Here is a 20,550-nt window from a genome sequence, read left to right as displayed (position 1 = left end):
TTCCCGGTACTGCCGACCCAGGGTCGGCACTGTCCGGAACGAATCTACAACAGTCCGTCTGAACTGACTTTCGACGGCTCTTTTATCGCCGGTCGCTGTGTGCCGGTATGCTCAATTTTGTCACGACCAACCCCGGAAAAGTCCGAGAGGCGACCGAGTATCTCGACGACGAGGTCGAACAGTTCGACTTCGACTATCCGGAAGTCCAGGCTGACGACCTGAAAACGGTCGCAGCCGAGGGAGCGCGGGCGGCCTACCGAGCGGCAGACGGGCCGGTCATCGTCGACGATGCGGGATTGTTCATCGACGCCTTCGACGGGTTCCCCGGGCCGTACTCCTCCTACGTCGAGGACACTGTCGGCGTGGAACGCGTCTGGCGCATGACCGAGCCGGAGGACGACCGCACGGCGGCGTTCAAGACAGTCATCGCCTACTGCGACGGGGATGGCTTCGAGGCGACACCGGACCCGGACGGCATCGACCGCGAGGACCGGCGCGGACAGGACCTGTCGGCTGACGACCGCGGTGCAGCGACGACGGACGAGCAGGTCCACGACGGAAGCGCAGCGCAGAGCAGCGAGACAGTCCCGGTCAAACTGTTCGAGGGGCGCGTGAACGGCGAAATCGTCGCCCCGCGCGGCGAGGGCGGGTTCGGCTTCGACCCCATCTTCGAGCACGACGGAACGACGTTCGCGGAGATGAGCACCGAGCAGAAGAACGCGATATCCCACCGCGGGCGGGCACTGGCGAAGTTCGCGGAGTGGTACGGTGAGCGGTAGCGAACCGTCCGTCGAGGGATGGGACTCATCCCTCGGAAGTTCCAGCGACGAGGGACCGATGGCGCTGGAACCCGGAGCGACAACGGTCGCGGAGTGGTACGGTGAGCGGTAGCGACGTACCGGTCGTCGGGACCGGTGGCACTGCTTTGATAACCGGTGCGTCAGCGGGCATCGGCGAAGCGTTGGCACGCGAATTCGCCGCACGCGGACACGACGTAGTACTGGTCGCCCGGAGCGAGGGGAAACTGGAGCGGTTGGCCGACGACCTCGAAACGAGGGGCATCACGGCGACGCCAGTCACGATGGACCTCGATCACGCGGCGGCCGCCGAGGATCTGTACGAGGAGGTGACCGAGCGCGGTCTGGACATCGATGTCCTCGTCAACAACGTCGGCGTGGGGACCTACGGGCCGTTCGCCGAAAGTGACCTCGACGAGGAGCGAACGCAACTGCAGCTGAACGTCATGCTCCCCGTCGAGCTGACGCGATTGTTCATAGACGAGTTCGACGACGGCGGCGCGGTTATCAACGTGGGTTCGGTCGCCGGGTTCCAGCCGGGGCCGAACCTCGCTGGCTACTACGCGAGCAAAGCGTACATCAACAGCTTCAGCGAGGCGTTGGCCGAGGAATTACGGGAGACACCGGTCGACGTGACGGTGGTCTGTCCTGGCCCGGTCGACACGGCGTTCCAGGAACGGGCTGGGATGGGGGACTCGACAGTCGGGTCCGTCGCCTCGAATACGCCCGAGGCAGTCGCAACGGCGGCCTACGAAGGGGCCGCCGCTGGCGAGACTGTCGTGATTCCGCGGCGGTCGATGCGGCTTATCGACCGGCTGGTCAGGGTGACGCCGCGCTGGGTCGTCCGGCGCGTCGCAGCGCTGGTCAATCAGGATCGGTAAATAATCAAGTACGAGAACGCCATCGGACCTGGGCTTGTGTCGCTTTGTACTAGGCCTTCGTCCACTAATTCTTTTTCAATATCCGAGAATTAGACTGGAACATTATTAAACACTGTAAGAAAAGGGTGCGTATGCTCACAGACCCGGTCGGACAGTACAAAACGGTGATACGTGAATCACTGGACCTCTTCGGCGTCTCCGGTTCGGTCGAACGGAAGGTGCTTGCAGCCGTCGGTCTGCAGTTTGCCGCTTCGGTCGCGCTGGCAGTCGTCTCTCTCGTCGCCAGCGGGACCGTCCGATTCGTCGTCACGGGCGTGTTGCTCGCTGGTGCTATCGTCGCGTTCGCCAACACGGTGTTCATCACCCGCGAGGACTTCGTCGAGCCAATCACAGCCATGGCCGCGGGTGCGGACCACATCGCGTCCGGCGAGCTTGATGTCGAACTGCCCGAGAGCGAGCGGGACGACGAGGTCGCCGAACTGCTCTCATCGTTTCGATCGATGCAGTCCTACCTGCTGACGGTGTCCCGACAGGCTGACGCGCTCTCCCGACAGGAGTTCGACGCCGATGTCCTCGACGAGGACGTCCCCGGAGCTTTCGGACAGTCGCTGGAGAAGATGGCCACCAGTATGGACGACTACACCACCGAACTGAAGACCATGACCAGCGATCTCGAACGGCGCTCCCAGGCGCTCAACGACCTCGTCGTCGCCTTCGGTGACGCCGCCGAGCAGGCGAAAGACGGGGACCTGACGGCCACTATCGACGAGAACTTCCAGGCCGACGACGAGCAGTTCGACGCTGTCGTCGAGAACTACAACGACCTCGTGACGACGCTGGGGGAGACAGTCGCCACCGTCGCCGCGTTCGCAGAGGACGTCGACGAGACGAGCGATCATGTCACCCGGAGCGTCAAGGAGATAGACGACGCGAGCGACGAGATCTCCCGGTCGGTGCAGGAGATATCGGCCGGAGCCAGCCAGCAGGCGTCGCGTCACGACGACGTCGCCTCGGAGATGAACAGGCTGTCTGCCACCGTCGAAGAGATCGCCGCAACCGCGGAAAACGCGGCCGACACCGCCGAGAAGGCGACACGACGTGGCCGCGAGGGACGTGCGGACGCCGAGCAGGCGATCGACGAACTCGACGAGATGGAGGCTCGTATCGACGACATCGCCGTTGCGGTCGAGAGTCTGGTCGATCAGATCAGCGAAATCGACGACATCGTCGAGGTCATCACGGACATCGCCGAGCAGACCAACATGCTCGCACTGAACGCCTCCATTGAGGCGGCTCGCGCGGACGCAAGCGGAGACGGATTCGCTGTCGTCGCCGACGAGGTGAAGACGCTCGCCGAGGAGACCCGCGACGCCGCGACGGACGTGTCGGACCGCATCGAATCAGTCCAGCACGAGGCCAGCGAGACCGTCAGCGACGTAGAGGCGACGAATCAGCAAGTGACCGACAGCGCCGCGACCATCGAGTCGGCGCTCCGGGACTTCGAGGACATCGTCGACGTGCTCGGCGAGGTCAACGATTCGATTCAGGAGATATCGGGAGCTACCTCCGAACAGGCAGAGACCACGCAGGAGGTCGTCGATATGGTCGATGAAGTCGCGACTGTGAGCGAGCAGACCAACGAGGAGTCCGAGGCCGTCGCCGCCGCGACCGAGGAACAGACCGCGACAATTACCGAAGTGACCACCGAAGTACAGGAGATGGCGGCCCAGACCGACGAGTTGCGTGAGGTACTTGCGAAATTTGACGTTGCCGAGGGCACGAACGGGCCATCGGGAGCAGGCGCCACAACCACCGTAACGACGGCTGACGACTGAGCAGCAAAGTCACCGGCTACGCGCGTGGGTCCCGGTCCGGACCGGGATACTCGCCGTCCTCGACGACTGGGTACAGTGACTCTGGGTCGAACAGGCGGGCGAAGGCGTCCGGTGGTCTGACACTCAAAGACATATGACGGTTGAGCGACGCGCTGGTCCGGGCGCTCCGCAGGTCGTCATCGTATGAGAGCAGGTGCTGTGCGCCGCCCCGGTAGGCCGAAGCCAGCGCGGGCTGGTCGCCGGCCGGATGGTCGACGATGTCACAGTCGGGTTCGATCCGCGCCCGCCAGTCAGCCGCCAGGTCGGCGTCGGCGAGGTCGGCGATGACGGCGCTGGCATCGTCTAACAGGTCGTCACTCGCGACGAGCGTGACCCACGAGTGCCGGCGGATATGGTCGATAGCGGCACGGGCATCGCTGTCTGGCCCACACAGCAGATCGGCGGCGAGGACATCGGCGTCGGCGACGACACGCGCCGGGGACGGCTCACGCATCGTCGTCCTCCGCCCGGTGCTCGTCGAGGGCCGCACGGACAGCGTCGACCGTGGTCTGGTGGTCCGCCGCGCGTTCGAACAACGTCGCCCAGGTCATAGCAGGAAGCAGTAGCTGAACGGGCAAAAAGCCGTGTCGTCTGTCGTCCGTCGGCCGCCTGTCTGACGGGCATTTATGTCTACCGGTAGCATTCCACCCGGTACGGGCGCGCTTCCACGGCTCCAGTGGACGTCGGTGCCACTGCGTGCCATCCTATCCTCCCCAGACGCGCCCGGACACCGCGATCCTCCCTTTCATATTCTACTCCCCCCGGCTTTTGCCACAGACAGCAAGCGCTATCGTCCTGCAAAGAGGCGATAACGCGAGAGATGCCCCCAGAATCTCAGGCTGACGCGTCGCCCCGGAGCGTCGCTCGAATGTCGTCCAGCCCGCCGGGATCAGCCATGATCGCGACACTGTCGCCGGGTTCGATTTCAGTCTGAGGGAGCGGAATCGTCATCGGTTCGTGGTCTTTGCCGTGTGCGTAGATGTGTGCGTCGCCGGGCAGTTCCACTTCGACGACGCGTTTCCCGACAAACGGCGAGCCGTCGGGAATGCGGATACTCGCGACCGAGAGTTGTTCGGTCAGGTCGGCGAGGACGTTGAAGTCACCGCCCAGCAGCGCCGTCTTCGCGCCGGCCGCGCCCAGCCGCTCGGGGTAGATGATCTCGTCCACGTCGGCGGCGTACTTCTCGTAGATCTCCTCACGGTAGTCGGCGTCAATCCGCAGAACGGTCCGACAGCCAAACTCCTTACCGATCATACAGGCGGTGAAGTTCGTGTTCAGGTCGCCCGTGAGACCACCGATAGCGTCCGCAGTTTCGATGCCAGCATCGATAAGGACGCTCTCTTCGTTGCCGTCACCCTGGATAGTCTCGAACCCGGTCTCCGTGGCCCGTTCGACTTTCACAGGGTCGTTGTCGACGATAACAACCTCGTGGCCCTCGCTCTGTAGAATCCGTGCGGTCCGGATGCCGACGCGGCCATAGCCAACGATAACGAACTTCATGGACGACGGTACGACGGCCACCATTAAAAATGTGAACGGGTGACAGGGTGGCGCGCGTTAGCCTTCTGTCGTCGCGGCTTCTTCGGTCGCGTTGTCCGTTTCGTCAGTCTGGTCGCTTTCGTCAGTCTCCTCGGTTCCGTCTTCGGTCGACTCTTCAGTCTCGTCCACTGGCGGCTCTTCGGTCTCGTCCGCTGGCGGTTCCTCGGTCTCGTTCGCGGGCGGCTCTTCAGTCTCGTTCGCGGGCGGTTCTTCAGTCTCGTCCGCTGGCGGTTCCTCGGTCTCGTTCACGGGCGGCTCTTCAGTCTCGTTCGCGGGCGGCTCTTCGGTCTCGTCCGCTGGCGGCTCTTCAGTTTCGTTCGCGGGCGGCTCTTCGGTCTCGTCCGCTGGCGGCTCTTCGGTCTCGTCCGCTGGCGGCTCTTCGGTCTCGTCCACTGGCGGTTCTTCAGTCTCGTCCACTGGCGGCTCTTCAGTCTCGTTCTCAGTCGGCTCTTCAGGCACGTCGACGGCCGGCTCGATAGTGATCTCGGCGAACGCGCCGTCGTCGCGCGTGAAGACGCTATGAGTGTACGTATCCGGCTCGACACCGGTCGTGTCGACGGTGAACGTCACGTTGGTGGATTCGTTCGCGTCGAGGGTCACAGACTCGGAGGCCAGCGGCTGGCCACCCAGTCGGAACTCAACGGCCTGTGTCGTGTTGAAGTCGTTCGGGTTGGCGACGGACGCGTCGACGGTGACGTTGTCACCGGCGGTAGCGTTCGTCGGTGCGTCAAGGCTCTCCAGCGTGAACGGGTCGGAGACAGTAATCGCGGCGACCTGTCCGTCGTCGCTAGTGAAGACACCGTGGCGGTAGTCACCGGATTCAATGCCGGTCGTCTCCGTGGAGAACTGGACTGTGGTGGTCTCGTTGGGCTCAAGCGTGACGAGCGTCCGGTCGACGACAGCGCCGTCGAACCGGAACGCCACGGATTCAGTCACCGAGGTGTTCTCGTTGTTCGTGACCGTTGCGGCTACGTCAGCAGTCGAGTTCGGTGCGACGCTCTCCGGGGCAGTCAGGGAGTCGACGGCGACGCCTGTGTTCCCGGCTTGTTCCGATGGCGATGCCTGTTGCGCTGTCACGCCCGGTACAGCCCCGACCTGTGCGGTGAGGCCGCCGACGACGAGTAGCGCAGCGAAAACGGCAAGTGTGCGAGTGTTTATCATGAGTTGGTCATGCAGTGATCGGCAGGCAATGCGAACGATGCAACGAATGAGCAACACATAAACCGGCGAGACAGTTCAATAGATCATAACAACCTGCTAAGCCGTCATCCGTTACTGCCGGCTCGGGAAAGTGAGGCTGAGCGACACTCACCCAGTGTTAAATTGTTTTGCTGGTGGTTAAGATCTCGACGGAGAAGCTCGCGAGACAGTGTGTAACGCCGGAAAGCAGCCGCTGTTACCGCTCAGTAGGAGTGTCCATGTCACTTTCAGACACACAAACGAGCATCGCAGTGACCAGACGGAGAGTGCTACCGCACCTGTGACGACACCCTTTCGACACCGGTTTACCCGTCGACAGTAGAGGATGCGATGACCATGCGCGTGACGTTTCTCGGGACGAGTGGGGCCGTGCCGACGACCCAGCGCAACACGAGCAGCATCTTCGTCAACCGCGACGGCGACTACCTCCTCTTCGATTGCGGCGAGGGCACACAGCGACAGATGATGCGCTACGGCACTGGCTTCGCTATCGACCACCTGTTCGTCACGCATCTCCACGGCGACCACGTGCTCGGGATTCCGGGACTGCTCCAGACGTGGGATTTCAACGAGCGCGAGCGCGCCATCGCCATCCACACGCCAGCAGGCACACGCGGGAACATCAAACAGCTCATTCAGGCCAACGGGACGACCCCCTCGTTTCCCGTCCGTATCAACGAAGTGTCGGCCGGCGACGTAGTCCTCGACCGGTCGGAGTACGAGATTCGGGCCATCGAGACGGCCCACCGCTGTGCCAGCGTCGGCTACGTCCTCGATGAAGACGACCGGAAGGGGAAGTTCGACCGGGAGAAAGCCGAAGAGGAGTTCGGCATCCCGCCGGGGCCGAAGTACTCCAAGCTCCACCGCGGTGAGGCCGTCGAACACAAGGGTGAGACTATCCAGCCGGAGGCCGTCGTCGGTCCGGCCCGTCCGGGCCGCCGATTCGTCTACACCGGCGATACGCTGCCGACGGAGAGTGTCATCGAGGCGAGCGAGGACGCAGACCTCCTCATCCACGACGCTACCTTCGCAGAGGACCGGAAAGAGCGAGCGAAGGCGACGGCCCACTCCACTGCCCGGGAAGCCGCCGACGTGGCGCGACAGGCCGGCGCATCGACGCTGGCACTAACCCATATTTCGACGCGCTATGCCGCGAGCGCCGACGAGCTAGTCGACGAAGCCCGCGACGCGTTCGACGGCGAGGTCGTGCTCGCCGAAGACGGGATGGAGCGCCGCGTCGAGTTCCCGGACGCGGACGAGTACTGATGAGATAGTGCAGCATTTATTCCTCGAAGCGATAACGAAGCCATGACACACAGATTAGTCCACGTCGGTCTGGGGGGCCAGGGGTCCACCTGGGCGACAGACGCGATTCCGCCGAACGTTCACGACGACCGAATCGAGGTCGTCGCTGCGGTCGATACCGACCCGGAACGGCACGAACTGGCAGAGCAGGAACTCGGACTGTCGCCCGAGGAGTGCTACACCGACCTCGAAACCGCGCTCTCGGAGCGGCCGGCCGACATCTGTTCTATCGTGACCCCGCCGTCGACCCACGAGGCCGTGGTGGAGACAGCACTCGCCCACGACCTGCATATCATCTCGGAGAAGCCGATTGCCGACACACTGGAGGCGTCGGTTCGGGTGGCCGAGAAGGTCGAAGAAGCCGGCAAGAAGATGGGCGTCACCATGAGCCACCGGTTCGACCGCGACAAGACGACGTTCCGCCGGGCCGTCGAGGAAGCCGGCGACATCGATTATCTGACGGCCCGGTACACGGGCAACGTCCGCGAGCGCGGCTTCTACGCCGACTACGTCTACGAGATGGACAATATGCTCCTGCTCGACGGCGCAATCCACCACCTCGACATCCTCGCATCGCTGGCTGATTCGCCCTGCGAGCGGGTGTACGCCGAGACGTGGACGCCGGAGGAAGCAGACTACGACGGTGACTGCAGCGGCCTCGTGACGCTGCACTTCGCCGACGGGACCCGTGCACAGTACGAGGGCAGCTATGCCAACGCGACGACGCTGAACGGTTGGGGACACGAACAGGTCCGCGCCGAGTGTTCGGACCAGACGGTCCTCCTCGACCGCCGCGATGTCGAGCGATTCCACGCCGACGCGTACGACACCGGGAACTTCGAGAGCATCGGCAAGGGCGACGGCAAGACGGTGCCGCTGGCCGAACGGCCCCACTGGAAGAACGCCTGGCTCATCGAGCAGTTCTGTGACTGGGTCGACGGCGGCGAGCCGATGCCGACGAACGTCGACAGCGTCCTCCAGTCGATGGCTATCGTCTTCGCCGCCATCGAGAGTAGCGAAACCGGCGAGGCCGTTGACGTGCAGGCGCTGCTTGACGACGCCCGCGCAAACGCCTGATTTCAGGCGCTACGCCGATTCACCCCGGAACACGCCACCGCGGGGCTCGTACTCCATCTCTTCACAGACAGCGTCGGCCACATCCGCGCCCCACTCGCGTTCGACGAGGTGGACAGCGAGGTCTAGCCCGGACGTGACACCGCCACAGGTTAGAACATCGCCGTCGTCGACGACCCGGGCGCCAACCACCGTCGCCTCGGTCGCCCGCAAGTCCTCGATTGCGCCGCCGTGTGTCACTGCGGGTCGACCCTTGAGCAAGCCGGCCCGGGAGAGAACCATCCCGCCGGTACAGACGCCGGCGACAGTCGTACCTCGGTCGTGTGCCGCTGCGACAGCGTCGGGCAGGTCCCCGCGTTCGGTCTCCGTCCAGACGCCGGCCTCGCTTCGGTCGTTCCACCCGCCGCCGGCCACGACAAGCAGGTCTGGGGCCACGTCGGCGAGCGGCCCGTCAGGTTCGATTCGGAGCCCATGGCTCGCAGTGACGATGTCACTCTCTCGGGCTGAACGGAGCGTCACATCCCACGACGCGCCAAAGCGCGCCGCGTTCTCGAACACCTCGTAGGGGCCGATGGCATCCAGTTCGTCGAACCCGTCGAAACAGGCGATTGCAACAGTGTCCATGCCCTCGATACGGCTGACGGCGAGAAATAGCCCGGTGGCTTCAAGCGACTCGGTACCATCCGACAGGCATCCGGAGTGTTCTTTGAGGACGCCACCGAGCGAGTAGGTATGTCCCATCCGTTTCACATCGTCGACGTATTCGCACAGGAGCGATACGCCGGGAACCAGCTCGCCGTCGTGACCGATGCCGGCGACCTCCACGAGGACGAAATGCAGGCCATCGCCGCCGAGATGAACTACTCCGAAACGACGTTTGTTACCGGCGAGCCGACCGACGGTGCGTGGCCGGTCCGCATCTTCACTCCGGCGGCCGAGATACCCTTCGCTGGCCACCCGACGCTCGGGACGGTCCAGGTCATCCGGGATCATCTGGCCGACGGAAACCCCGAAACGGTGACGCTGGACTTGCCTGTCGGCGAGGTCCCGGTCGAAGTGCGAGAGCGCGACGGCCGCGAGACCCTGTGGATGACACAGCAGGCCCCCGAGTTCGGCGAGCAGTTGGCCCACGAGGACCTCGCCGCTGTGCTCGGCCTGCCGGCTGACCAACTGGACCACGATTGGCCGGTCGAAATCGTCTCTACAGGGCTGGCGACGATTGTCGTCCCGGTGGCCGACCGCGACGCGCTGGAAGCCATCGACCTGGACCGCGACGCCTACGACGCCGTGACCGGCGACCGAGACGCGAAGAACGTTCTGGCGGTCTGTCGAGAGCCGCGGAGCGAGGACAACGACCTCGCCGTCCGCGTGTTCGCGCCGTTCTACAACGTACTGGAGGACCCCGCGACTGGCTCCTCGAACGGCTGTCTGGCCGCGTATCTCGCCCGCCACGAGATGCTCGGAAGCCCTGCCGTCGAGGCCCGTGTTGAGCAGGGCTACGAGATGGGGCGACCGTCGCTGTTGCATCTCTCGACCGACGGCAGCGGCGAGGATATCGGCGTCCAAGTCGGCGGCAGCGTCGTCGCCGTCGCTCGCGGCGACCTGCTGTAAGTAGCCGCGACAGCCGGGTTTCCGGCACACTCATTTCGTCCCGTCCATAACGCCGCGGCATGGACCTCGCACACACCGCAATCTGCGTCTCTGACCTCGACCACACGATGGATTTCTACGAGGCGCTGGGCTTCGAAGAGACGAATCGTTTCACGCTAGACGGCGTGGAGAACGTCTATCTCGGCCGGGACGGCGACGGAGACTTGCAACTGCGCCACGACCCCGACCGAACCACCCCGGTCGCGCCGAACCGCGCCGACGTGGACCACATCGCGTTCACCGTCGACGATGTTGCGGAAACCTTCGAGACGGCCATCGACGCCGGCGCTGCGCCGGTGCTCGAACCGACTGAAGTCGACGCCGCCGACGCGTTCGCCGCCTTCGTCGAGGACCCCGAGGGGTACACGCTGGAGTTCTACCACTGGCTCTGAGTAGCGGCGTCCGTACGAACGAGCGGGTGATGGTCACCCGAACAGCGAGCGAGCGCGACTGCGCCACAGCGTTGCCGCCCGGACGGCGACGAGTCGGGCCGACGTGGACACGGCAACGAGGAAGCCGCCGAAGCCGACGAGACACGTCACGGCGGCCACGCTGGCAACGACAATCGGGGAGAAGCCGGCACGCGTAAGGCCCGCAACGGCCCCGGTCGTGAGTGCAAACGAGACGCCGAGGCCGACGGTGAGGGCTGTTGCTACCTTGGGTTCTATCGGAATCCGTCCGAAGACAGACCGGGAGTAGTAGAGGACGTATCCAAAGATGACCAGATTCATGACGGCGTATCCGGCGGCCCCGGCAACGGCTCCGAACTCCGCACCGAATATCGCTGGGACTGGAACGCTGAACACAAGCCCGTAGAGCTTCGTGCGGAAGCTCACGCTCGGTTTCCCGACACCCTCAATGGCGTGTGAGGCGAGCGTCCAGAAGCCGCGGAGAATGTTCACGCCCCCGACGAGCAGGACGGTCGCCGAGAAGACGGTCTCCGAACCGGCGAAGGCGATCCGCGCAACCACGTCGTGGGCGGCTAGCAAGTAGCCGAAAACGACGAAGGTGACACCTGTCCCGCCGGTGACCGCGCCGTCGAGATAGGCGAGGTGCGTGTCGCCAGCGGAGGAATCCCCGCTGACCTTCGTGAGCAGTGGGGAGGAGAGATGCCAAGAAATCGTCGCGCCGAAGTCGGCGAACCGGTCAGCGGCCTCGTAGATGCCGACGGCCGCCGGGGTCGCGACGATGCCCAGCACGTACACCGGCATATTGTACGACAGGCGGTCGAAAATCTGGTCTGGGACACTCCACTTGGCGAAGTCCCAGGCGCGCTCGGCGGCGTGTCGGTCCGGCAGGGTCGGGACGACACCCAGCGCGACAGCGACAGGACCGAGCACTGCAAGCCGAACTCCGGCGACGATAAGCAGCAAGTCGCCAGCGGTCGCCAGTGTCGGGGCCAGCGCCAGCAAGATGACGAGTTGGATAGCGCTCTGCGTACTGGTGAGCCATGTCTCCACGCTCGGGTAGCCGATGGCACCGACCAGGCTCGACACAATCATCGACAGCGCGACCGAAACCGCAAACAGGCCGATTGGGGCGAGAAGCCCCGGCGAAACCACCGTATTGCGGACGATTGCGCCGGCCAGCGCGGCCACGATTACACCGACGATGAGGAGATATCCGAGGGCAAACAGCGCGGCGAGGCCGAGATACGGGCCGACGAGTTCGCCCCGTTCGCTGCCGACCTTCTTCAGTGTCTGGCTGATACCCCGAATCGGACGCAGGACCAGCGAGACAGAGAGGGCGATAAAAAAATACGTCCCGGTCGCCGCAGGCGACGTGACGAACGCGTAGACGATGCCGCTGAGAACGAACAGCGTCGTCGACAGCAACGCTCCGCTGGTCGTCAGAATAGAGGAATCCAGCAGGTCTATCTCGTTGCCGTCGCGCTGTTCGACCATCGACCGAGTATCAGTGCTGGGGGCGGAAAACGGTGCGGTGGTTACAGTGGCAGGAGACACACCCATGTGCCAGGAGCGGGTGCTCCTCGTTCGCAGTCAGTCACAGAAGACACCCGCTCACGGCTCACTTCGTTCACCGTTCGCGTTTTCCGAGGTTCTCACTTCATTCGAACCTCGCGACGCCAGGACTGGGATTTGAACAGATGGGAGACGTTCCGGGCGTGTGGCCGCCACTTCGTTCGGCCGTTCCGGGGCTGCGACTACCGTGCTCAAATCCCAGTCGTCAGCGTTTCACGACTGCTGGCTCGGTCGTCGCTGTCGCTCCTTACTCGCAGTCAGTCGCAGAAGACGCCAGGACTGGGATTTGAACCCAGAATCCCGAAAGGGAACACGCTTTCCAGGCGTGCGCCTTACCGTTCGGCCATCCTGGCTCGTGTTTCAAGAGTGCGAGGGCGGGCGATTAAGGGCTTTCGTTTCCGAACAGCCGTGACTGCATGTGGTTGGCGGCAAACGTCGCCCCGACACCGACGGCGACAGCGACACCAGCTTTGGCTGGTATCGACACCGGCGTCCCGGCCAGCAGTTCGTAGCCCTGAATGAGAACCAGAAACGCGAGGCCCCCGACGACGCCCCACAGGAGGCTGGCCTTCGTTCGCGGGTCCATCAGCGCCCTCCGCTCCGTGTTGTTGTCTCGGCAGGTACTGTCCGTGCGGGCCGTCCCATAGACGAAGCGGTGGCCGCCGCGGCTAAAACCCCGCCGGAATCAGCGCAGGACGATGGCGAGAGCCTGCATCAAGAGGAAGCTGACAGCGGGAGAGCCGCGACGCGGCCGCTTCGGGTCAGACGAGCACGTCGACCTCGTACCCCTCGTCAGTGAGCGCGTCAATGAGTTCATCGACGTGGTCGTGGCCGCGAGTCTCCAGGTCCAGTTCGACCTCGGCCGAACTCATCGCCACGTCGCGACTGGTCCGGTCGTGCTCGATGCCGTAGATGTTGACCTGCTCGCGCGAGAGGACCTCGACGAGCTCTTCCAGCGCGCCGGGCCGGTCCTGGAGGACGGTTCGGATCTTGAGATAGCGGCCAGTCTCGACGAGGCCACGCATGATGACGTTGGTCAACATATTCAGATCGATGTTCCCGCCACACAGCGCGGGGACAATCGTCTCGTCGTCCCCGAAGTCGAACTTCTCCTCCATGACGGCGGCCAGCGCGACGGCACCCGCGCCCTCGGCGAGTGTTTTCGAGCGCTCTAACAGCGTCGTCAGGGCGACAGCGATTTCCGAGTCCGACACCGTCACGACCTCGTCGACGCGCTCGCTGATGACCTCGAACGTCTGCTCGCCGGTAGTACGAGTGGCGATGCCGTCGGCGATGGTCTCGACGCTATCACGCTCGATACGGTGGCCCTTCTCCAGAGATTCGGCCACGCTAGACGCCCCCTCGGCCTGGACACCGATGACGCGGATGCGTTCGTCCTTACCTTTGAGCGCCGTGGCGATGCCGCTGATGAGTCCGCCGCCGCCGATGGGAACGACGACCGTATCAACGCCGGGAAGGTCCTCGTAGATCTCCAGTCCGATGGTCCCCTGCCCTGCCATCACTTTCTCGTCGTCGAAGGCGTGGACGTAGGTCCGGCCCTCCTCGCGCTCGAGTTCGTGGGCGTGTTCGGCGGCCGCGTCGTAGTCCCGGCCGTGGAGGACCACGTTACCGCCGTAGCTCCGGGTCGCCTTCACCTTCGATACTGGTGCTCGTTCCGGCATCACGACCTTCGAGTCGACACCAATTCGCGTGGCGGCCAGTGCAACTCCCTGAGCGTGGTTGCCGGCGCTCGCCGTGACGACACCGGCTTCCCGTTCAGCGTCCGAGAGCGATGCGATGCGGTTGGTCGCGCCCCGGATCTTGAACGACCCCGTCCGCTGGAACAGTTCTAATTTGAGATGGATATCCGCGCCCGTCATCGCCGAAAACGTGTGCGAGTAATCAAGCGGTGTGTGCCTAGCCGTCTCGGAGACGGTGTCCTGTGCCGCGAGGACATCCTCAAATGAGAGCATGGGAGTGCCTATTCACCGGACCATGTTATACTGTGGGCCGACTATGCGGTCGCGACGGCTGCGACAGTCGCAACTACACGGGTAGTGTCCTGAAACGGAAAGGGGGAGCGTGTGACTGCACGCGGGAGAACGAACGCGATTGACTTAAATCCCGTCGTAGCGCGGTGAAAGTGAAAGTGCAGGATAGCGGCCGGGTGAGGGACTCACCCTGTTGCTCGTTTCCTGCGGGGCCGTCGACTATCCGGACAGAACTGTTTTACATTCGGTATCCCAGAACGTAGTAGATGGATACCTGGCTGCGACGGACGCTACTGTACATCGTCGCGCTTGGCGGCATTATTCTGGGGTACGCGTTCGCGTACGACTACGGAATGGCGACGTTCGAGAACGACCCGCAACCGTTCCTGCGGTCGCTTCGCGTCGTGGTCGAAACGTTCACCACGACTGGGTACGGCTCGGACGCACCGTGGAGCACCACGGAGATGCGGCTGCTCGTCATTGTCATGGATATCACCGGCGTCGTGCTCATTTTCCTCGCGCTTCCGGTGTTGCTGTTTCCGCTGTTCGAAGAGGCGATGACGACGACAGCCCCGAACACCGTCGAGAACGGCCTCAGCGACCACGTCGTCATCTGTCAGTTTTCTCCCCGAGGTGAGACGCTCGTCACCGAACTCGACACCTGGAACGTCGACTACGTCATCGTCGAACCGGACCGGAACCGGGCCAACAACCTCTACGAAGACGGGTACTACGTCATCCACGCCGACCCGCAGTCCGTTGACGGGCTCGAACGGGCCCATCTGTCGTCCGCCCGCGCGGTCGTGGCCGACGCGTCCGACCAGGTGAACACCAGTATCATCCTCACCGCCCGCGAGGTCGACGAGTCCGTCCAGACCGTCAGCGTTGTCAAGGAGCCCGACCGGGCGAAGTATCACGACCTCGCCGGTGCCGACGCCGTCCTGTCGCCGCGCGGACTGCTCGGTGAGAGCCTCGCGAGCAAGGTCACAACCGGCGTCTCGACGACGCTTGGGGACTCAATAGAGATCGGCGAGGACTTCGACATCGCCGAACTGCCGATCCACCGCGGGAGTGACCTCGTCGGAACGACGCTGGCCGACAGCGGCATCCGCGAGCAGACCGGCGTCAACGTCATCGGCGCGTGGTTCCGCGGCCAGTTCGTGAGTCCGCCCGACCCCGACGCCGAGCTTGACGGCAGCACGGTCCTACTGGTGTCGGGGACCGAGTCCCAACTGGAACAGCTCAAACAGATGACCCTCTCCAGCGTGCGTGGCTTCCGCCGCGGGGAGACGGTGATTATCGGTGCCGGCGAGGTCGGCCAGACGATCACGTCGGCGCTTACGAACGCCGGCGTGCCGCATACGGTGCTTGACCAGACCGACGCGCCGGGCGTCGATGTTGTCGGCGACGCCACAGATCCCGAAGAGCTACGACACGCTGGCGTCGGCACAGCCAGAACGGTTATCCTCGCCCTGTCGTCGGATACCGATACCGAGTTCGCGACGCTTGTTATCCGTGACCTCAACCCGGACGTCGAAATCATCGCCCGCGCCGAGGAAAGCGAAAACGTCCAGAAAATGTACCGGGCAGGCGCTGACTACGTCCTCGCGCTGTCGACGGTCAGCGGCCGAATGCTCGCCTCCACAATTCTCGAAGACGAGGACGTTATCTCGATGGACCAGCAAGTCGAAGTCATCCGCGTCGCCGCTAACGGCCTCGGAAATACGACGATCGGCGAGGCCGATGTCCGCTCACGGACGGGCTGTACGGTCGTCGCAATCGAGCGCAACGGTGCTGTCATCACCGAGCTCAGTCCTGACGTGACTATCGAACCGACTGATAAGCTCGTCATCGCTGGCACCGACGACGGCGTGACACGGTTCAACTCGGTGTTTGGCTAGCCACCTTTTTCCACGGGGGTTCGGGCGCTACGCGCCTCAACCCCCGCGCAAAAACGTGGGCGAAAAAGGCCGAACGCTCGCTACGCTCGCGTTCGGTGAACCGCTCACTTCGTTCGCGGACAGTCACTACGCGTCCGTTACCACAACGTTCGATATCAGAGAGGTTCGACAAGAAATGGATTCTGTGCTGATTCCGGGAACCGGCGGCGTCGCCGCCGGATACTGGCCGCCCTGCCCTTCCCCGGTTCGCGCGATGAAACGCGCTCACGGCCATCAGCAATCCACTCTTCAGACGAACAGTAACGGTAGGGGCCTATCGCTCGTCCAGCGGCACGAACTCCGTCTCGTCGGTGTTCTTGCCGGTGTAGCGGGCACGCGGGCGGATCAGGCGATTATCCTCGATGTACTCGAAGACGTGGGCGACCCAGCCGCCGACGCGGGACATCGCGAAGATGGGGGTGTAGATGTCGATGGGGATACCCATCTGGTAGTACGTCGACGCCGAGTAGAAGTCGACGTTCGGGGCCAGTCCCTTCTCTTCCATGAGGTAGTCCTCGATGGTGGTCGACATCTCGTACCACTTGAGCGTCCCGGCGGCCTCGCCGAGTTCCTTCGAGCGCTCGCCGAGGATATTCGCGCGCGGGTCCTTGACGTTGTAGACACGGTGGCCGAAGCCGGAGACACGGCGGCCCTCGTCGAGGGCGTTCTTGACCCAGTCGAGCGGGTCGGATTCCGCGTCGTCGACCTCCTTTAGCATCTCCATAACGTCCTGATTCGCCCCGCCGTGGAGCGGCCCCTTCAGGGTCCCGATGGCAGAGGTGACTGCGCTGTGAACGTCCGACAGCGTCGACGCCGTCGTGATAGCCGAGAACGTCGAGGCGTTGAGGCCGTGGTCGGCGTGGAGCACGAGCGCCTGGTCGAACACGTCGGCGAGCACGTCGTCGGGCTCCTCACCATTGAGCATGTAGAGGAAATTCGCCGCGTGGTCGAGGTCGTCGCGGGGTTCGACGGGCTCCTTGCCGTCGCGGATGCGGGTGAACGCCGCGATGATGGTCGGAATCTTGGCCGTGATTCGCCGCCCAGTTTCGAGATTGACCGTCTCGTCGGTCGGTTCGGCGTCCTCGGGCGCAGGGTCGAACGCCGAGAGCATCGACACCGCAGTCCGGAGCGCTGCCATCGGGTTCTCGTCCGCTTCGGCGAGTTGTCGCACGGTCGAGATGACGTCGTCGTCCACGCCGCGCGCGTCCACCATCGCCTGCTTGAACTCGGAGAGTTCGTCCCGGTTCGGCAGGTGGCCGTGCCAAAGCAGGTACAGCACCTCTTCGTAGCTGGCACCCTTCGCGAGGTCCTCGATGGTGTACCCCCGATACACGAGTTTGCCAGCGTCGCCGTCGATAACGCTGAGTTCGGACTCGGCGACGATGACACCCTCGAGTCCCTTCTTGAGGTCGTCGGACATACGCAATCAGTTCCCTACCTTCCGGGAAAAACATTTTCTTTCCGAGCGTGTGTGGCACAATGTCAGAGAACAGTTATTGGACAACTGTCCAGCAGCTTCCCGTCAAATCCGGGCTGGTGCCCCAGCATATCACCCATACTTGTGTGCAAACGGCCAGTCACGGCTCATATCGGGGCGCGCTATCTTTCCACACAGTGAGGAACGTTTTTGCTCGGGGCCATCGAACCGGCGGCTATGGACCCGACAGGGACGGTTGAGTACGAACCGGTCAGCGTCAAGCAGGTGCTGGCCGAGATGAAAGACACCGCTGAGTTGCTCATTGACCTCTCGTACTCGGCTGTCCTGCTGGGTAGCGACGACGTGGCCGCGGAGGTGCTGGAATTAGAGGAGAAAATGGACGTGCTCCAGTTACGCGCACGCATGAGTCTCCTGATGGCCTGCCGGTCGACGGCGGACGCGGAATCGCTCGCCCCGGTTCTGGGGATGGTTGGGGCCGCGGAGAAAATCAGCGACGCCGCTGGCGATATCGCCAAAATAGTGCTAGAGGACATCGGTCTGCCGGATACGATGCGGGCGGCCCTGCCTGAGGCTGTCGAGACGCTCGTGCGAGCGACAGTCAGTTCTGAATCCGCGCTGGCCGGCGAGACACTGGGCAGTCTGAACCTCGAAACCGAAACGGGGGTCCGAGCGCTGGCGATTCGCCGACAGGGGAACTGGTTGCTCAACCCCGACCGGGAGACGCGCCTCGAAGCGGGCGACGTGGTGCTGTTCCGGGGACCCGAAGACGGTATTGCCGAGGTGTATCAGGACGCGATGGGCGAGGTGTACGAACCGCCGGAGCCCCCGAAAGGCGGCGTTCGCGACCTCGAACGGGCCGTCGACTCCATCGTGTTGATGAAGGATATGGGCGAGTTGGCCGTCGACCTGGCCTACGGCGCGGTCCTGTTCGACAGCACAGAAGTCGCCGAGGAAGTCGTCGAACTCGAAGCCGAGGTCGATGCGCTCCAGTCACGGTTCGAGGCCTGGACGCTCCGGGCCGCCGCCGACATCGATGACCCCGTCTCCCTGCGAGGGCTTGTTCATCTGGCCCGGTCAACGGAGGTCATCTCCGACGCCGCACTGGAAATGAGCGAGGGCGTCCTGCGGGGGCTATCGACGCATCCGGTCGTCGCCGAGGCCGTGCAGGAGTCCGACGAGATCATCGTCCGAACGACAGTGTACCCCGACAGCGACCTCGCGGGGACGACCATCGGCGACGCGGAGGTCAAGACAGCGACAGGCATGCGAATCATCGCGATACGGCGCGGCGCCGGAGAGAGCGAGCGGACCGGACGCGAAGGGGGCGACTGGGTCGTTTCGCCGGGCCCGGAAACGCAGATCCAGACGGGCGACGTGCTCATCGCGAAGGGGACTCGAACCGGCGGCGACCGGCTTACCGACCTGGCAAGGGACGCATAGCTTTCTACTACTGTCTGGCAAGTCGAGCAGCCGATACAGCCGTGAACAGAGCTGTCAGCAGCCCGCCCAGCGACGTCGCAAGGACGAACGAAAGCGCCACGTAGAATCCAATCGGTCGCTGGGCTCCCGGCAGGACGAACAGGGCGAACAGCCCCGCCGTGAACAGGCCAGCGAGCACGAAGCCGATTTTCGCGTTGCGTGGCACGTTCAGCGCCGCGACCATCGCCGCTTTGCCGCTCTGTGGCTCGGACTGGGACACACCAACTGGTAGGGTCGGCGGCCCCAAGATGCCGTCGGTCCGGCGCAACTGTTGGCGAAATCCGAACCAGTAAAGGCTCCCAAGGCAAACGTGGGAACAATGGTTACTTTCGGTACGGCGACCGCCGCCCCCGGTGAGAAAGACACGGGGCGGCTGGAGGTCGGTGAGACCCGCGACGGGTCGACGTTCGGGCTACCGGTCGCCGTCGTCAACGGTGTCGACGACGGACGGACCCTCTACATCCAGGCGGCCAGCGACGGTGACGAACTGAACGGTGTCGGCGTCATCCAGCGGACGCTCCCACAGCTCGACCCGATGGAGTTATCGGGGACGATTCTGGTCTGTGGCGTCGTCAACTACCACGCGTTCCAGGTCGCCGAGCACCGCAACCCGGTCGACGACACGAAGATGAATCGGGCGTATCCGGGCGATAAGACAGGGACATCGAGCGAGCGCATCGCTGCGGCGACGTTCAACGCCGCCATCAGCGCTGATTACGTGCTCGATCTGCATCAGGGGTCGACCTCGCAGATGATCGACGAGGTGCGAGTTCGGTGTGGCACCCGCCACCGCCTCCACGAGGAGTGTCTCGAACTCGCGAAAGTGTTTGGCTGTGGCTACATCCTCGACCAGAAAGGCCCCGATGGACAGCTGGCTCGCGCTGCCCCTGACGAGGGCGTGCCAACAATCGACCCCGAACTCGGCGGCTGTGTCGGCTGGGACGAAGACTCCATCCAGCGGGGCGTCGACGGCGTGTTCAACGTACTGCACTACTACGGCTTCCTCGATGGCCACCACGACACGCGCCCCCAGACCCGCGCCACCGGGTTCGAACAGTACGGCTCCCCCGTCGGCGGCCTCATCGACCTCAAGCCCGATCTCGGGGACCGCGTCTCCCGCGGCGAGACGCTGTTCGAAGTGACCGACGTGTTCGGCGAGCCGAAGGCCGAAATCACTGCCGACTCCAGTGGCGTGTTCTGGCGTGCGCGCCGGCTCCCACAGGTCGCAACCGGCGAGTACGTCTGCTCGGTCGGGACGAACATCGATACCTACTAGGACTCGCGTTTTTATTCCGGGGTTCGCGTGGCACAAAGCGCCGCGTATGCCCGCTCACAGACCTGCCTTTCCCCGTGGCGGCCGACGGAGCGGCCGCCCGGCCACCGCTCTGTTCGCTCCGCCA

20 protein-coding genes and 1 tRNA gene are annotated in these 20,550 nt (G+C 64.0%); 11 read left to right on the top strand and 10 right to left on the bottom strand.

Features of this window, described 5'->3' with window-relative positions:
* The first annotated feature begins 107 nt into the window (after nucleotides 1-107).
* The 4 genes from AV059_RS08600 to AV059_RS08590 all read left to right on the top strand — a co-directional run bounded on the left by AV059_RS08600 (nucleotide 108) and on the right by AV059_RS08590 (nucleotide 3,513).
* On the top strand, nucleotides 108-779 hold the full coding sequence (locus AV059_RS08600; RefSeq protein WP_058993931.1) for a non-canonical purine NTP pyrophosphatase: 672 nt from the start codon (nucleotides 108-110) through the stop codon (nucleotides 777-779).
* Nucleotides 769-891: a hypothetical protein gene (locus AV059_RS22955; protein ID WP_255356116.1), complete on the top strand. Its 123-nt coding sequence runs from the start codon at nucleotides 769-771 to the stop codon at nucleotides 889-891. Before AV059_RS08600 ends, AV059_RS22955 begins: the two co-directional genes overlap by 11 nt.
* Nucleotides 881-1,678: an SDR family oxidoreductase gene (locus AV059_RS08595; protein ID WP_058993929.1), complete on the top strand. Its 798-nt coding sequence runs from the start codon at nucleotides 881-883 to the stop codon at nucleotides 1,676-1,678. Before AV059_RS22955 ends, AV059_RS08595 begins: the two co-directional genes overlap by 11 nt.
* A gap of 131 nt (nucleotides 1,679-1,809) precedes the next feature.
* A complete protein-coding gene (locus AV059_RS08590) occupies nucleotides 1,810-3,513 on the top strand; it encodes a methyl-accepting chemotaxis protein (RefSeq protein ID WP_058993927.1) in 1,704 nt (567 codons plus the stop codon).
* A gap of 16 nt (nucleotides 3,514-3,529) precedes the next feature.
* On the opposite strand, the gene AV059_RS08585 is transcribed toward AV059_RS08590, so the two are convergent.
* From AV059_RS08585 to AV059_RS08575, 3 genes are all read right to left on the bottom strand, one after another.
* A complete protein-coding gene (locus AV059_RS08585) occupies nucleotides 3,530-4,006 on the bottom strand; it encodes a hypothetical protein (protein WP_058993925.1) in 477 nt (158 codons plus the stop codon).
* A 380-nt stretch (nucleotides 4,007-4,386) separates the two neighbouring features.
* A complete protein-coding gene (locus AV059_RS08580) occupies nucleotides 4,387-5,052 on the bottom strand; it encodes a TrkA family potassium uptake protein (RefSeq protein WP_004590562.1) in 666 nt (221 codons plus the stop codon).
* A 57-nt stretch (nucleotides 5,053-5,109) separates the two neighbouring features.
* Complete coding sequence (locus AV059_RS08575; protein WP_058993923.1) at nucleotides 5,110-6,252, bottom strand: hypothetical protein; 1,143 nt, start codon at nucleotides 6,250-6,252, stop codon at nucleotides 5,110-5,112.
* 369 nt (nucleotides 6,253-6,621) lie between these two features.
* On the opposite strand from AV059_RS08575, the gene rnz reads away from it, so the two are divergent.
* Both rnz and AV059_RS08565 read left to right on the top strand, forming a co-directional pair.
* Nucleotides 6,622-7,557: a ribonuclease Z gene (gene rnz, locus AV059_RS08570; protein WP_058993921.1), complete on the top strand. Its 936-nt coding sequence runs from the start codon at nucleotides 6,622-6,624 to the stop codon at nucleotides 7,555-7,557.
* Between the two features lie 42 nt (nucleotides 7,558-7,599).
* Nucleotides 7,600-8,673 carry a Gfo/Idh/MocA family protein gene (locus AV059_RS08565; protein ID WP_058993919.1) on the top strand — a complete coding sequence of 358 codons (1,074 nt, stop codon included), beginning with the start codon at nucleotides 7,600-7,602 and terminating at the stop codon, nucleotides 8,671-8,673.
* Between the two features lie 9 nt (nucleotides 8,674-8,682).
* Here the strand turns inward: AV059_RS08565 and AV059_RS08560 are convergent, their stop codons facing one another.
* Nucleotides 8,683-9,411 (bottom strand): DJ-1/PfpI family protein, encoded by a 729-nt coding sequence (locus tag AV059_RS08560; protein ID WP_079990813.1) that lies wholly within the window; start codon nucleotides 9,409-9,411, stop codon nucleotides 8,683-8,685.
* Here AV059_RS08560 and AV059_RS08555 point away from each other — a divergent pair.
* Nucleotides 9,403-10,281: a PhzF family phenazine biosynthesis protein gene (locus AV059_RS08555; RefSeq protein ID WP_058993915.1), complete on the top strand. Its 879-nt coding sequence runs from the start codon at nucleotides 9,403-9,405 to the stop codon at nucleotides 10,279-10,281. The two genes, AV059_RS08560 and AV059_RS08555, sit on opposite strands and share 9 nt — an antisense overlap.
* A gap of 59 nt (nucleotides 10,282-10,340) precedes the next feature.
* Complete coding sequence (locus tag AV059_RS08550; RefSeq protein WP_058993914.1) at nucleotides 10,341-10,712, top strand: VOC family protein; 372 nt, start codon at nucleotides 10,341-10,343, stop codon at nucleotides 10,710-10,712.
* Between the two features lie 33 nt (nucleotides 10,713-10,745).
* Here the strand turns inward: AV059_RS08550 and AV059_RS08545 are convergent, their stop codons facing one another.
* The 4 genes from AV059_RS08545 to ilvA all read right to left on the bottom strand — a co-directional run bounded on the left by AV059_RS08545 (nucleotide 10,746) and on the right by ilvA (nucleotide 14,275).
* A complete protein-coding gene (locus AV059_RS08545) occupies nucleotides 10,746-12,224 on the bottom strand; it encodes a transporter (RefSeq protein ID WP_058993912.1) in 1,479 nt (492 codons plus the stop codon).
* A 349-nt stretch (nucleotides 12,225-12,573) separates the two neighbouring features.
* Nucleotides 12,574-12,655 (bottom strand) — tRNA-Ser (locus AV059_RS08540).
* A 29-nt stretch (nucleotides 12,656-12,684) separates the two neighbouring features.
* Nucleotides 12,685-12,888: a hypothetical protein gene (locus AV059_RS08535; protein WP_058993910.1), complete on the bottom strand. Its 204-nt coding sequence runs from the start codon at nucleotides 12,886-12,888 to the stop codon at nucleotides 12,685-12,687.
* A gap of 175 nt (nucleotides 12,889-13,063) precedes the next feature.
* Nucleotides 13,064-14,275 (bottom strand): threonine ammonia-lyase, encoded by a 1,212-nt coding sequence (gene ilvA, locus AV059_RS08530; RefSeq protein ID WP_058993908.1) that lies wholly within the window; start codon nucleotides 14,273-14,275, stop codon nucleotides 13,064-13,066.
* Between the two features lie 284 nt (nucleotides 14,276-14,559).
* On the opposite strand from ilvA, the gene AV059_RS08525 reads away from it, so the two are divergent.
* On the top strand, nucleotides 14,560-16,194 hold the full coding sequence (locus AV059_RS08525; RefSeq protein ID WP_058993906.1) for a TrkA family potassium uptake protein: 1,635 nt from the start codon (nucleotides 14,560-14,562) through the stop codon (nucleotides 16,192-16,194).
* Between the two features lie 313 nt (nucleotides 16,195-16,507).
* Here AV059_RS08525 and citZ read toward each other — a convergent pair whose 3' ends face one another.
* Nucleotides 16,508-17,653, bottom strand: coding sequence for a citrate synthase (gene citZ, locus AV059_RS08520; protein ID WP_058993903.1), 1,146 nt, complete (start codon nucleotides 17,651-17,653; stop codon nucleotides 16,508-16,510).
* 234 nt (nucleotides 17,654-17,887) lie between these two features.
* Between citZ and AV059_RS08515 the strand changes: the two genes are divergently transcribed.
* The gene (locus AV059_RS08515) at nucleotides 17,888-19,111 is read left to right on the top strand and encodes a potassium channel family protein (protein ID WP_058993902.1); all 1,224 of its coding nucleotides are present in this window, start codon (nucleotides 17,888-17,890) and stop codon (nucleotides 19,109-19,111) included.
* A 7-nt stretch (nucleotides 19,112-19,118) separates the two neighbouring features.
* Here the strand turns inward: AV059_RS08515 and AV059_RS08510 are convergent, their stop codons facing one another.
* Nucleotides 19,119-19,334, bottom strand: coding sequence for a hypothetical protein (locus AV059_RS08510; RefSeq protein ID WP_058997521.1), 216 nt, complete (start codon nucleotides 19,332-19,334; stop codon nucleotides 19,119-19,121).
* A gap of 135 nt (nucleotides 19,335-19,469) precedes the next feature.
* Between AV059_RS08510 and AV059_RS08505 the strand changes: the two genes are divergently transcribed.
* Nucleotides 19,470-20,426 carry a succinylglutamate desuccinylase/aspartoacylase family protein gene (locus tag AV059_RS08505; protein WP_058993900.1) on the top strand — a complete coding sequence of 319 codons (957 nt, stop codon included), beginning with the start codon at nucleotides 19,470-19,472 and terminating at the stop codon, nucleotides 20,424-20,426.
* Nucleotides 20,427-20,550: the final 124 nt, after the last annotated feature.

The organism is Haloarcula sp. CBA1127, assembly GCF_001485575.1.
In the GTDB taxonomy this organism is placed as follows: domain Archaea; phylum Halobacteriota; class Halobacteria; order Halobacteriales; family Haloarculaceae; genus Haloarcula.
The sequence above is the reverse complement of the archived record's forward strand: the minus strand, read 5'-3'. Positions and strand labels throughout refer to the sequence as shown.

Bases quoted from the DNA above. Each gene is read 5' to 3' on its own strand.
- AV059_RS08545 (WP_058993912.1), bottom strand. From the start codon at position 12,224: ATGGTCGAACAGCGCGACGGCAACGAGATAGACCTGCTGGATTCCTCT.
- citZ (WP_058993903.1), bottom strand. From the start codon at position 17,653: ATGTCCGACGACCTCAAGAAGGGACTCGAGGGTGTCATCGTCGCCGAG.
- AV059_RS08535 (WP_058993910.1), bottom strand. From the start codon at position 12,888: ATGGACCCGCGAACGAAGGCCAGCCTCCTGTGGGGCGTCGTCGGGGGC.
- AV059_RS08505 (WP_058993900.1), top strand. From the start codon at position 19,470: ATGGTTACTTTCGGTACGGCGACCGCCGCCCCCGGTGAGAAAGACACG.
- AV059_RS08590 (WP_058993927.1), top strand. From the start codon at position 1,810: ATGCTCACAGACCCGGTCGGACAGTACAAAACGGTGATACGTGAATCA.
- AV059_RS08525 (WP_058993906.1), top strand. From the start codon at position 14,560: ATGGATACCTGGCTGCGACGGACGCTACTGTACATCGTCGCGCTTGGC.
- AV059_RS08515 (WP_058993902.1), top strand. From the start codon at position 17,888: ATGGACCCGACAGGGACGGTTGAGTACGAACCGGTCAGCGTCAAGCAG.
- rnz (WP_058993921.1), top strand. From the start codon at position 6,622: ATGACCATGCGCGTGACGTTTCTCGGGACGAGTGGGGCCGTGCCGACG.
- AV059_RS08600 (WP_058993931.1), top strand. From the start codon at position 108: ATGCTCAATTTTGTCACGACCAACCCCGGAAAAGTCCGAGAGGCGACC.
- AV059_RS08560 (WP_079990813.1), bottom strand. From the start codon at position 9,411: ATGGGACATACCTACTCGCTCGGTGGCGTCCTCAAAGAACACTCCGGA.
- AV059_RS08575 (WP_058993923.1), bottom strand. From the start codon at position 6,252: ATGATAAACACTCGCACACTTGCCGTTTTCGCTGCGCTACTCGTCGTC.
- AV059_RS08555 (WP_058993915.1), top strand. From the start codon at position 9,403: ATGTCCCATCCGTTTCACATCGTCGACGTATTCGCACAGGAGCGATAC.
- ilvA (WP_058993908.1), bottom strand. From the start codon at position 14,275: ATGCTCTCATTTGAGGATGTCCTCGCGGCACAGGACACCGTCTCCGAG.
- AV059_RS08565 (WP_058993919.1), top strand. From the start codon at position 7,600: ATGACACACAGATTAGTCCACGTCGGTCTGGGGGGCCAGGGGTCCACC.
- AV059_RS08550 (WP_058993914.1), top strand. From the start codon at position 10,341: ATGGACCTCGCACACACCGCAATCTGCGTCTCTGACCTCGACCACACG.
- AV059_RS08510 (WP_058997521.1), bottom strand. From the start codon at position 19,334: ATGGTCGCGGCGCTGAACGTGCCACGCAACGCGAAAATCGGCTTCGTG.
- AV059_RS08585 (WP_058993925.1), bottom strand. From the start codon at position 4,006: ATGCGTGAGCCGTCCCCGGCGCGTGTCGTCGCCGACGCCGATGTCCTC.
- AV059_RS08580 (WP_004590562.1), bottom strand. From the start codon at position 5,052: ATGAAGTTCGTTATCGTTGGCTATGGCCGCGTCGGCATCCGGACCGCA.